We start from the raw sequence: 11,849 nt of genomic DNA on the forward strand, positions 1-11,849 counted from the left end.
AGACCTGGAACGAGATCTCACATTTTTCGTTGATCCTCGCGCTTTTCGCTGATTTCGAATGGATCTGTCCGATCCGCTGGTGCGGCTCGCGCGGCGCGGACGCGCCCTCAGGTGCGGTCGCGCAGCCGCCGCAGCAGGGCCGGCAGGAACACCAGCGCGCTGATCACCGTCACGGCCGCGACCCCGCCGCGCACCGACCAGCGGTGCACGGCGAGCATGCCCTGGGCAACCAGCATGTTCACCGCGATCGCGCCCGCAACCGCGGCGACGGTCCGACCGAACGGATCCAGCCCGCGCAGTGCGTGCGCTATGGCCGTGGCCGGTGCGGTGAGCAGGAAGAACAGGGTGAGCGGGCCGCGCAGCGGCGAGGCCGAGCCGGTGAACGCGAGCACGGCGCCGACCGCGGCGACGGCTGACGCGGCACCAGCGAGCAGCGGGGACAGATCCCGGCGCGATGGCCGCGGTTCCGTTTCGGTGCCGTCGGGCGGGCCCGATGAACCTGTCTTGATGCGGATGGTCTGCATTGCCGACTTTTCCCCCCGAAGCGCCGGATGCCGGGCTTCAATGTCGCGCAGCCCGGCTCGGGCCGTCAAGATGCGGAACCGCGCCGGCCCGGCGGGTGTGGCCCGTCCGGCCCTGTGCGGAAGGGAACTGCGGCTCCTGCGCGGGGGACGTCCGACCCTGTGCGCCGGGGGCTTCCGGCGTTGCTCGCCGGGGTTCACGCCGGGTTGTGCGCCGGGGGCTTTTCGCGGGTGGGCGGAGTCCTCCCGGCGGTTCGCGCGATGTCTGCCCGGTGGGTGCGGGTGAGTGTCCGTCAGGCGTGCGAGGCCCGTCCGGCCGTCCGGAGCGCCCGCCGCGGCATTCCGTATTCGACATGACGTCAGTTAAACTTTTGACATGGACACTTCCTGTCAACACGCGTAGCTGCTACCAAAGTTGTGGCAGAGATCCTGCTAAAGGGAGGTTCCATGAGACGTTCCCGGCTTGTCGTATTCGTCAGCTCTCTCCTCCTCGCCGTGGGCACCGCACTGACCGGCGCGGCCACGGCGCAGGCCTCGAACAACGCCGTCGCGGGCGGCTATGTGGCCCTCGGCGACTCCTATTCCTCGGGCGTCGGCGCGGGCAGCTACATCAGCTCGAGCGGCGACTGCAAACGCAGCACCAAGGCGTACCCGTACCTGTGGAACGCCGCGCACGCCCCGTCCTCGTTCACGTTTGCCGCATGCTCGGGCGCCCGAACGGATGAAGTTCTGGCGAATCAGCTCGGCGGGCTGAGCAGCTCCACCGGACTCGTGTCGATCAGCATCGGCGGCAACGACGCGGGCTTCGCCGACGTCATGACGACCTGTGTCCTCAGCTCCGACAGCACCTGCCTGTCCCGCATCAACACCGCCAAGGCGTACGTCGACTCGACCCTCCCCGGGAAGCTCGACGCCGTCTACAACGCGATCCGCAGCAAGGCACCCAACGCCCGCGTCGTCGTGCTCGGCTATCCCCGCTTCTACAAGCTGGGCACGACGTGCATCGGCCTGTCCGAGACCAAGCGCTCCGCCATCAACGCCGCCGCCGACCACCTCGACAACGCCATCGCGCAGCGCGCCGCCGCGCACGGCTTCGTCTTCGGCGACGTCCGCACCACCTTCACCGGCCACGAGATCTGCTCCAGCAGCTCCTGGCTGCGCAGCGTGAACTGGCTGAACATCGGCGAGTCCTACCACCCCACCGCCGCCGGCCAGTCGGGCGGCTACCTGCCGGTGCTCACGAACGCGGCCTGATCCCCTACAGGCCGCGCTCGCAGCCCCTCACGGGGCACACTCACAGCCCTTCACGGGCCGCGCACCCCACAGCTCCTCACGGGGCAGCCCCACAGCCCCTCACGGGGTCGCGCTCGCGGCAGGAGAGGAGGCCCCGCCCGACGGGGTCTCCTCGACGCACGTCACCGAGAACCCCACCAGCTCCGAGGTGGCCCGCACCGGCGAACGCACCTCCACACCGATGGCGTTCTCGTACGTCCCGCCCTCCTCGTACGTCGTCACCGTCACCCGGTCCTGCCGGGTGCGCCCGCCGCCCTCGGGGAACGACAGCGTCCGCCAGCCCGACCCGGTGAGGTTCCCGTGCCGCGCCACCCACCGGTACTCCACCTGCGCCGGCAGCCGCCCCACCGTGAACGTCGCCGTGAACACCGGCGCCGCGTCCCGCGCCGGCGGACAACTCCCCGCGTAGTGCGTGTGCTCGCCGGTCACGCTCACGTGCACCGTCTGCGCCGGGGCACCGGACACGCTGTGACTCGGCGTCGGGGCCGGTGTCGGCGAGTACGACGGCACGCCGGCCGTGTCGTCCTCGTCCGTCGCCGGTGTCGTCGCCGGGATGGTCGCCGGCGCCCCCTGGCTCGCGGTCGTGCCCGTCGCGCCGCCGCCTCCGCCGCCGTCACGGTCGAGCAGCGCGTACGTCAGCCCGCCGACCGCGAGCGCCAGCGCGACCAGCCCCGCGATCAGCACGCCGGACGAACGCCTGCGCCCCCTGCCCCGCCCGTCGTCCGGCCCCCCGTGCCCGGCCCCCGCCACCGGCGTCGTCGCGGCCGAAGCCGGGCCGGAGGCCGCGCCCGGCGGCGGCACCGGCACGGGTGTCGGCCCCGGAGGTGTCGGACGCGGACGCTCCGGGTGCGCGGCGACCGTCGGCGCGTACGGCAGCCCCGACGCCGTGGCACCGCGCGGGGTGCCGCCCGCCGCGACGATCCGCAACTCCCGCTCGGCGGTCTCCGCCGACATCCGCTCGGCGGGCTCCTTGCGCAGCAGCCCCTCGATGACGGGCCCGAGCGGCCCCGCCCGGTGCGTCGGCGGCAGCTCCTCGTCCACGATCGCGCGCAGCGTGCTCAGCGGCGTGTCCTGCCGGAACGGGGAGTTGCCCTCGACCGCCGCGTACAGCAGCACGCCCAGCGACCACAGGTCCGACTCGGGGCCCGGCCTGCGGCCCAGCGCCCGCTCCGGCGCGAGGAACTCCGGCGAACCGATCACCTCGCCGGTCATCGTCAGCGCCGAACTGCCCTCCACCATCGCGATGCCGAAGTCGGTGAGCACCACCCGGCCGTCGTTGGACAGCAGCACATTGGCCGGCTTCACGTCCCGGTGCAGCACGCCCACCGCGTGCGCCGCCCGCAGCGCGGCCAGCACCTCCGCGCCGATCTGCGCGGCACGCTGCGGAGTGACGGGACCCTCCGCGTCCAGCAGTTCGGCGAAGGAGACGCCCTTCACCAGCTCCATCACGATCCACGGGCGGCCGTCCTGCGTGGCCACGTCGTACACCGTCACCACATTGCGGCTCGCCACCCGGGCCGCCGCCCACGCCTCCCGCTCCAGCCGCGCGTACATCCGCTCCACGTCGGACGCGGCCAGCCCCGCCGGGGCGCGGACCTCCTTGACGGCGACATCGCGGTGCAGCACCTCGTCACGGGCCCGCCACACCGTGCCCATCCCGCCCTCGCCCAGCGGCGACAGCAGACGGTAGCGGTCCCCGATCACGCGCTCACGGCCCGGCTCTTCGGACACGGTGCCCCCATTTCGCATCCGGGCGAACTGTCGGTTTCTCCACGTTCTGCGTCTTCTCCACGAAGGTAGCTCAGCCGAGTGCCGATGCCGCCCCCTTGAGCACCAATCCGGCTCCCAGAGCCACCACCACCGACGCCGACCCCAGCGGTGCGACCCGCCGCGCCAGACCGGCCAGCGGGTGCGCGGTCCACCGAGGGCGCCGCTGAAGCAGCCGGGCCGTGCCGCTGCCCAGCCGTACGACGGCCACGCCTGCGGCGGTGAGCGTCAGCGCCAGCCCGGCGCCGTACGCGACGACCAGCAGCAGCCCGAACCAGGCGTGCCCGAGCGCCGCCGCGCCGACCAGCACCACCACCGCGGACGGACTGGGCACCAGCCCGCCGGCGAACCCCAGGAGCAGGGTGCCGCGCAGCGTGGGGGAGACGGGGTGGGTGTGCGGGATGACGCCGTGGGAGTGCACGTGGGGGTGCGGGTGGTCGTGGTGGTGGGGGTGCGGTTGGGCGCCGTCCGGGTCGGAGGCGGGGCGGTCGTGGCTGTGGTCGTGCTCGTGTCCGTGTTCGTGCGTGTGGGGGTGCCCGTGGTCGTGGTGATGGCCGTGGCCGTGCGAGTGGCCCTGCCCTCGCGCCCGGAGGGCCCGCAGCAGCAGGGTCGTGCCCGCCAGCATCACCAGTGCGCCGCTCGCCACGCCCAGCCAGGCGATCACCGAAGGCGCCGCGGCCGAACCGGCGGTGACGAGGACGCCCAGGGCGACCACGCCGAGGGTGTGGGTGACCGTCACCGACGCGGCCAGCGGCAGGACGTCCTTCAGCCGCGCCCTGCCCCCGCGCGCGGCGGCCGTCGCCGCCATCAGCGTCTTGCCGTGTCCGGGGGCGAGCGCGTGCATCGCACCCAGGCCGACCGCGATGAGCAGGGCCAGCGCGGCGAACCCCACGGTCAGGTCGTGCCGGGCCACCAGCGAGTCCAGGGCGCGGGTGAACCGGTCGGCGCCGCGCGGCAGTACGGACGCTGCCGGGGCGTCGCTCTCCTCCTCCGCCGCCAGCGCGGGGCCGCCGGGCCTGACCCGCAGGGAGGCGGCGGCGGTGCGGGCGGGGGAGGACAGCAGCTCCTCCGGATAGTCCGTCAGCCGGTGCGAGGCCGACGCCTCCGGCACGTCGGACGCGGTCAGCGTGGTCCGGTCGCCGCGTGCGGTGATCTCCCGCCAGCCCGGCCCGGAGTCGGCGCCCGCCCCGCGGAACTCCACGGCGACGGAGTCCTCGCGGGGCAGCGGCGCGGTGAGCCGGCACTCCACGCGCAGGGTGTCGAGACCGGCTTGCCCGGGCCGCACCAGCACCCGGCCGCCCTCCGAGGTCACGGCGACCGTACGGCCGTCCACGGTGAGCGCGCTGTCGAGGGCGGCCTCCTCGCACCGCTGCCGCGCCCACGCGTCCCTGCCCAGCCGCTCCAGGGCGGGCTTGGCCTGCGTGGCGGGGATCTCGGCGAGGTCCTCGACATGGTCCACGCGCAGCACACCGGGGGCGGCGACGAGACCGTCGTAACGGTTGACGGTGAAGTTGCCCAGCGGGTGCGCCTGCGCGGACGCGGCGGGCAGCAGAACGAGCGCGGCGGCGGCCGTCAGCGCGGCGGCGCCGGAGACGAGGAACCGACGGGAAGTCACCGGGAGGCCTCCAGAGCGCTGCGGGCGGCACGGGCGCCGAGCGGGGAGAAGCCCGCGTTCAGCTTCAGCGCCGCCGTCAGCGAGGCGCGGCCCTCGCTGCCGTGTCCGGTGGCCAGTTCGATCACGCCGCGGTGGTAGAGGAAGGACGCGTTGCGGTAGCCGGTGGCGCCGGCCCGCCGCGCGTACGGGAGGGCCTCGGCGTCCCGGCCGTTCACATGCAGCGCCCACGCGAGGGCGTCGGCGGTGTGCACGGTCTGCCGGCGCGCCCACTCGGCGCGGGCCGCGCGCAGCGCCGCCGCCCGGTCACCGTGGTCGGCGGCGGCGAGCGCCGTGTCCAGGTCGGCGTCGACCCCGTTGGCGCGGGCCAGCGCCGCCCACGCGTCGACCAGCGCGTACTGCTCCCGCGCCTTCTCCTGCTCGCCGCCCGCCTCGTACAGCTCGCCCAGCGCGACCAGCGGGCCCGGCAGCGGGGCGCGGCCGACGACCAGTTCCAGGTCGTGCACGGCCGCCTTGCGCTCCCCGAGCGCGGCACGGGCGCGGGCCCGGCCCTCCAGCGCGGGCAGATAGGTGTCGTCGGCGGCCAGCGCGAGCGCGAAGTACCGCAGCGCGCCCCGGTGGTCGCCCTGCCCGGAAGCGAGCCGGCCGAGCTGCTCGGCGACGTAGGCGCGGTCGCCGCGGCCCGTCGCCGAGGACAGCGCCTGCTCCAGGACACGGCGCGCGCCGGTCACGTCGCCGCGCAGCTCCAGCACGTACGCGTACCGGGTGAACACCGGGATGCCGGGCCGTCGCGCGTCGGCGGTGTCGGCGGCGCGGGCGGCCTCCGCGTAGCGGCCCAGTTCGACGAGCGCGTCGATACGGCTGCACAGCGCGCGTTCGCTGTACGGGTTGCGGGCCAGGGCCCGGTCGGCGTCGGCGAGGGCGCCGGTGAAGTCGTGGCGGGCGGCGGCGAGCGCGGCCCGCCCGGCGAGCGCGGCGTCGTCGCCGGGGCGCAGCGTCAGCGCCCGGCGCAGCGCCTGCTCGGCCTGCGGATAGCGGGAGGGGTCGCCCTGGGTGCGGGCCTGCTCGACGTAGGCGAGACCGAGCGTGGCCCAGGACGCGGCGTCGCGGGGCTGGGCCCGCAGATGATTCTGGAGTCCGCTGATCCGGGTGTCCAGGTCGTCGCCCGTGAGCACGCCCGGGTCGGCGGCGGACGCGGCGGACGCCGCGACGGCCGTGCCGCCCCCGCTCTCCCGCACCGACCCCACGGCCAGGGCACCGGCGCTCAGCGCCACGGCCAGCAGCAGCGCACACGTGGCCGGCCCGCGTGCCCGCCGCGCCGCCTCCCGGAACCGGCGCACGACGGCACCCCGTTCGGCGGCCGGGTCGGGGCCCGCCCCGCCCGCCGCCGTCCGGCCGTCGGCCGTCCCGCCGGGGGCGGCCTCGGCCGCCCCGTCCGGGTCCGGCCGGGACTCCAGGGCCGGACGCGACTCCGCGGCGGGCCGGGACTCTGCGGCGGGCCGGGGCTCCGCGGCGGGCCGGGGCTCCCCGGCCGGGCACGACCCCGGGTCCGGCCGGGACTCCGCGTCCGTGCCGGGCGTGCGGGTGTGCCGGCGTTGCGGGCCGGTGTCGTGTGTGCGCGGGGCCATGCCCCCTCCTCGTTCGGCGTGCTGTGCGGAGGACGTCGGGTGGCGCGGCCCGTGCCGTGGGGGACGGAGGGAATTCACGGGCCGCGCCGGTCGATGGGGCGGCGACCGTCAGTACGGCCGCCGCACGCGCCGGCGCCACCAGGCCAGCGCGGTGCCGATCAGCAGCACCCCGGCCGCGCCGGAGGCCGCGGAGGCGGCGATCAGTGTGGTGTCGGTGGAACCGTCCGCGCCGGCCGGTCGCAGCGCGTCGCCGAGCTGGCTGCGGACGTCCGTGTCACCGCTGGTGCCCTTGGCGAGCGGGCCGCGCGAGCCCTCGGTGGGCAGCGCCACGTACGGGAAGCTCTTCTCGAACTCCTTGTCGTTCTTGTCGACCGCGTCGCCCAGGTCGTTCTTGGCGCCGACCAGTTCGCCCTCGACGACCTGCAGCGCCGCGTCGATGACGTCGTCGGTGAGCCGGCGCCCGTTGGGGAAGCCCGCCTTGTCGCCGTCCAGCACGCCGAGCCGCTTCGGGTGCATCGTCGGCTTGATCGAGGTGTTCAGCCGGAGTTCCTCCGCGGGGCGCACGTGCGGCGGCTGGTTGAGCCCCTCGACACCCTTCAGGAAGACGTCGACGAGGTCGTTGCGCGGCTCCGCCGGCGCCTTGATCTTGTAGATCGCCTCGATGAGCTTGGGCAGTTCGGGCTCGGTGACGTTCTTCAGGAACTGCGCGTCGTCCCGCGGGTGGGACGCGTTGAACTTGTCCTTGTCCTTCTGCGGGTTGACGACCTCGTTCACCAGGGGGTTGCCCAGCCGGGACACCTGCGTCCAGTCGCCGTGCGCGTTCTTGCGCTGCGTCGTCGACCAGATGCCCACCACCGGCTGGTGCATCGACTGGGTGATCATGTGGTTGGGCACTTGCAGGGCGATCGTGTTGACGTTGTAGCCCTTGAGGGTGTCGTTGCCGACCTCGGACAGGTTCCCGCCGTACAGCAGGTCGAAGACCCGCAGGTCGAGGAAGAACGGGTCGTCCGCCTGCCCGGCGAAGGTCTGCGCGCCGCCCGCCGTCCTGTACACCGCCTGGTGCCGCAGCTTGGCGTAGTCCGGCATGGACGCCTTGCCGACGTTCGACGGGGCGACCGGTACGTCGTCCGCGAGTTTCGTACGGGACACCGCGTGCCCCTTCTTCATCTTCACGAGTTCGATGTCGTACGTCTGTGTGACGTTGAGGTCGGGGTCGTCGAGACTGTCGACCGTGCCCGTGTTGTAGAGGAAGGTGTTCTTGTTCTTCACGTGCGTCTTGAACGTGTAGCGGAAGACCAGGTCGTCCTGGGCGTCCCCGTCGTTGTCGATGTGCAGCTGGTACCGCGCGTCCTCGGCGAACGTGTAGAAGTTCGGTCCGCCCGCGGGCTCCTCGAAGGGGATCCAGTTGGCGACGATCGTCGTCGTGTCCGGCTTGTCGGGGCTGACGAAGGCGTACACGTCGGTGTTGTCGTACTGCGGGGTGCCCGAGATCAGCGGGGCCTCGCGGTGGCTGGAGGCGGACGCCTCCTTCGGTGCCAGCACGGCCACGCCGGCGGCCGTGAGCCCTCCGGCGGCCAGCGCAGCGCAGACGAGGGCCGCGACGCTCCTGCGCGCCGCCCCGCTCCTGGAGTCAGATGTCATGCCGTCCGTCCTCAGTTGCCGACTTGCCTTGGTGACCGGTCATTCGCAGCGGCGGACGGAGCGGATTGGTCGGGGGCGGAAATTTTTTCCGGAGATCTTTTCCGGTCCCGGACCCGCGTTTTCGGGCCGCCGATCCGTAACACCGTCAGGAGGTGTGCCTGCGGTGCGAATGCCAGGAGTGGCGGGACGGGGCCGATGCGGCCCGCGGAAGGGGGACGGCGTGGAAGCGGACGAGCTTCTGCTGCTGGTGGCGGGAGGTGACCAGAAGGCCTTCGAGCAGCTGTACGGCCTGGTCTCCGGGCCGGTGTTCGGACTGGTCCGGCGGGTCGTGCGGGACGCCGCGCAGGCGGAGGAGGTCGCCCAGGAGGTGTTGCTCGAACTGTGGCGCTCCGCACCGAAGTTCGACCCGCGCCGCGGCAGCGCCCTGTCCTGGGTGCTGACCCTCGCCCACCGCCGCGCCGTCGACCGGGTGCGCAGCGCCCGTGCCGCCGGCGAACGCGAGCAGCGCGAGGCGATGCGCGCCGGCGCGGTCCCCTTCGACCAGGTCTCCGAGGAGGTCGAGGCCGGCCTGGAACGCGAATGGGTGCGCCGCTGCCTGAACCGGCTCACCGCGCTGCAACGCCAGTCCGTCACACTCGCCTACTACGACGGCTACACCTACCGTGAGGTGGCAGAACGGCTGAGGCTGCCGCTCGGTACGGTGAAGACGCGGATGCGGGACGGGCTGACCCGGCTGCGCGAGTGCCTGGGAGGTGCCGTATGAGCCTGATCGGCCGGCTCCTGCGCCGCGACGACCCCCACTCGCTGGCCGCGCCCTACGCCCTCGACGCGCTCGAACCCGGCGAACGGGAACGCTTCGAGAAGCACCTCGCCCGCTGCGAGCGCTGCGCCGAGGAGGTCCGCGCCCTCGCCGAGGACGCGGTACGGCTCGCCTGGTCCACCGCCGCGCCCGCCCCGCCCGCGCTGCGCGACCGGGTGCTCGCCGCCGTCCGCGCCACCCCGCAGGAACCGGCGCGTGAACACACGCCGCAACTGCCCCCGCACGTCTGGGGCACACAGCCACCGCCCCGACGCTTCCGTGCGCCCCGCCCGCGCCCCTTGCTGGCGCCGTTCGCGACGGCGACCGCCGCCGCGGCGCTCGTCGTCGCCGCCCTGTTCGCCGTGCAGGCGGGCCGGACCCAGGACCAGCTGAACGCCGAACGCGACCGGGCACGTGAGATCGCCCACGTTCTCGCCGCGCCCGACGCACGGGCGACGACCGGCACCGACGCCGAGGGACACTCCATTGGAGTGATCGCTTCCGTTTCGTCCGGTCGCGCGGTCGTCACCTTGCGGGGCTACACCGCCCCGCCGGCCGGCCGCGTACGGCAGCTGTGGCTCATGCGCCCCGGCGCACAGCCGCGCTCCCTCGGCCTCTTCGACGGCGACACGCCCCTGCTCGCCGACGGCCTCGACAAGTCGGCGACGTCACTCGCAGTGACCGTCGAACCCGACGGAGGGTCACCCCAGCCCACCAGTCAGCCCATTGTCCAACTCGCCCTGGAATCGGTCGGATTCGGAGAGTAATCGAAGAGGGGTCGTCAACCCCCTTGCAGGGAAGGTGAATCCTGCGACCGCGATACACGAGTGCCCCAACGGGGCGATAGGGTTACTCTGCCCGGGCCGGGCGGACTCGTACGGGTGGGGAGTGACATGGAACAGATAACAGTGCGCAGCAGGGCGAGGGTCCCTGCGATCACCTGCGGCAGCAGCGCGACCAGTTCGCGCCTCGACCGTCATCTGTCGGTGCTGGCGGGCCCCGCCATACCGCAGCGCGAGGCGGTCGAGGCCATCACGCTCATGCGCGAACTGACCACACGTGACACCACTCCGCGCGCCACCGGCAGCCGGGCCCGCGTCAGCCGGGTCTCGCTCTTCGCGCCCCTGCGGCGCCTGCGCCGCTCCCTGTTCGGCGGCCACCGGCACTGACGTCCGGGCCCCGCGCTCAGGCGGCCACACCGTCCCGGCGCAGCGCTGCGATCTCGTCGTCCGTCATCCCCACGGCGCGCAGCACCGCCCCGGTGTGCTCACCGAGCGCGGGCACGTCCCCCATGCGCGGCTCCTCCCCGCCCGGCAGCGTGATCGGAGGCAGCAGCGCCCGCAGAGGCCCCACCGGGGAGCCCACCTCCCGCCACCGCTCCCGCGCCGCGAGCTGCGGATGTCCGGCCAGCTCACGCACGCCCCGCAGGCGCGCGCAGGCGATGCCCGCCGCCTCCAGCCGCCGTACCGCCTCGTCGGTGTTGAGCGCGCCCAGCGCCCGCCCGACGAGGGCGTCGGTGCGGGCCCGGTTCGCCACCCGCGCGGCGTTCGTCGCGAACGCCGGGTCGGTGCCCGACTCCGGGCTGCCCAGCACCTGTTCGGCCAGCCGCCGCCACTCGCGGTCGTTCTGCACCGACAGCAGCACCCGCCCGCCGTCCGCGGTCGCGTAGGCGTCGTACGGCGCGATCACGGCGTGCGCGAGCCCGGTGCGCTCCACCTCCGTCCCGCCGTGCAGCACGTGGTGCAGCGGATGCCCCATCCACTCGGCGAGCGCCTCCAGCATCGACACCTCCACCGGCCCGCCCCGCCCCGTCGTGCCGCGCCGCACCAGCGCCGCCAGCACCCCGGAGAACGCGTACATGCCGGCCGCGATGTCCGCCGCCGGGATGCCCGCCTTCACCGGCTGCTCGGGGGTGCCGGTCACCGACACCAGCCCGGCCTCGCACTGCACGAGCATGTCGTACGCCTTCTTGTCGGCGTACGGGCCGCCCGCGCCGTACCCGGAGATGTCCACCGCCACCAGCCGCGGATGCGCCGCGCACAGCGTGGCCGCGTCCAGCCCGAGCCGGGCCGCGGCCCCGTGCGCCAGGTTCTGCACGAACACGTCCGCGTCCGCGACCATCCGGCGTACGACGTCCAGCCCGCGCGGGTCCTTCAGGTTCAGCGCGACGGACTCCTTGCCCCGGTTGCACCACACGAAGTGCGAGGCGAGCCCGCGGGCGGCGGTGTCGTAACCGCGGGCGAAGTCCCCGCCGTCCACCCGCTCGACCTTGATCACGCGGGCTCCCAGATCGGCCAGCTGCCGGGTGGCGAACGGCGCGGCGACGGCCTGCTCGACGGCGACGACGGTGATGCCCTCCAGGGGCAGCGGGTCAAGATCCATGGTCCGGATCATGGCCTGCCGCCCTCCGTTTGTCAGCAGTGCGCCGGCCCGCCCGGCGGGTGATTCAGCTCTCCCCGCGTGCGTACCGGCGCACGGCGAGCGGCAGATCCTCGCCCGGGCGCAGGCGAAGCGGACGCGTGCGAGCCGAAGGGGCGGCGGCGGCCGGCGTGCGGACGCCGTGTCCGGGGTCATGGGGGCGGCGCGGC

The 11,849-nt window shown here is 74.1% G+C and carries 10 protein-coding genes; 4 read left to right on the plus strand and 6 right to left on the minus strand.

What is annotated here, in order from left to right:
- Positions 1-107: 107 nt before the first annotated feature.
- Positions 108-524 (minus strand): hypothetical protein, encoded by a 417-nt coding sequence (locus MTQ10_RS03140; protein ID WP_247461936.1) that lies wholly within the window; start codon positions 522-524, stop codon positions 108-110.
- A gap of 444 nt (positions 525-968) precedes the next feature.
- On the opposite strand from MTQ10_RS03140, the gene MTQ10_RS03145 reads away from it, so the two are divergent.
- Positions 969-1,775, plus strand: coding sequence for an SGNH/GDSL hydrolase family protein (locus tag MTQ10_RS03145; RefSeq protein ID WP_247461937.1), 807 nt, complete (start codon positions 969-971; stop codon positions 1,773-1,775).
- Between the two features lie 99 nt (positions 1,776-1,874).
- On the opposite strand, the gene MTQ10_RS03150 is transcribed toward MTQ10_RS03145, so the two are convergent.
- From MTQ10_RS03150 to MTQ10_RS03165, 4 genes are all read right to left on the minus strand, one after another.
- On the minus strand, positions 1,875-3,545 hold the full coding sequence (locus MTQ10_RS03150; protein WP_247461939.1) for a serine/threonine-protein kinase: 1,671 nt from the start codon (positions 3,543-3,545) through the stop codon (positions 1,875-1,877).
- Between the two features lie 70 nt (positions 3,546-3,615).
- On the minus strand, positions 3,616-5,196 hold the full coding sequence (locus tag MTQ10_RS03155) for a HoxN/HupN/NixA family nickel/cobalt transporter (protein ID WP_247461941.1): 1,581 nt from the start codon (positions 5,194-5,196) through the stop codon (positions 3,616-3,618).
- The gene (locus MTQ10_RS03160; RefSeq protein ID WP_247461943.1) at positions 5,193-6,821 is read right to left on the minus strand and encodes a tetratricopeptide repeat protein; all 1,629 of its coding nucleotides are present in this window, start codon (positions 6,819-6,821) and stop codon (positions 5,193-5,195) included. The genes MTQ10_RS03155 and MTQ10_RS03160 overlap by 4 nt, the downstream gene beginning before the upstream one ends.
- A 108-nt stretch (positions 6,822-6,929) precedes the next feature.
- Complete coding sequence (locus tag MTQ10_RS03165; protein ID WP_247461945.1) at positions 6,930-8,462, minus strand: DUF4331 domain-containing protein; 1,533 nt, start codon at positions 8,460-8,462, stop codon at positions 6,930-6,932.
- A 220-nt stretch (positions 8,463-8,682) separates the two neighbouring features.
- Here MTQ10_RS03165 and MTQ10_RS03170 point away from each other — a divergent pair, with 220 nt between their 5' ends.
- From MTQ10_RS03170 to MTQ10_RS03180, 3 genes are all read left to right on the plus strand, one after another.
- Entirely contained in the window at positions 8,683-9,225 is a 543-nt protein-coding gene (locus MTQ10_RS03170; protein WP_247461946.1) for a sigma-70 family RNA polymerase sigma factor, read from the plus strand.
- Entirely contained in the window at positions 9,222-10,028 is an 807-nt protein-coding gene (locus MTQ10_RS03175; protein WP_247461948.1) for an anti-sigma factor, read from the plus strand. The genes MTQ10_RS03170 and MTQ10_RS03175 overlap by 4 nt, the downstream gene beginning before the upstream one ends.
- Positions 10,029-10,154: 126 nt before the next feature.
- On the plus strand, positions 10,155-10,430 hold the full coding sequence (locus tag MTQ10_RS03180) for a hypothetical protein (protein ID WP_247461950.1): 276 nt from the start codon (positions 10,155-10,157) through the stop codon (positions 10,428-10,430).
- Between the two features lie 16 nt (positions 10,431-10,446).
- Here MTQ10_RS03180 and MTQ10_RS03185 read toward each other — a convergent pair whose 3' ends face one another.
- A complete protein-coding gene (locus MTQ10_RS03185) occupies positions 10,447-11,643 on the minus strand; it encodes a CaiB/BaiF CoA transferase family protein (protein ID WP_247461951.1) in 1,197 nt (398 codons plus the stop codon).
- Between the last annotated feature and the right edge of the window lie 206 nt (positions 11,644-11,849).

This window comes from Streptomyces sp. XM83C (genome assembly GCF_023072675.1).
GTDB lineage: Bacteria > Actinomycetota > Actinomycetes > Streptomycetales > Streptomycetaceae > Streptomyces > Streptomyces thermocoprophilus.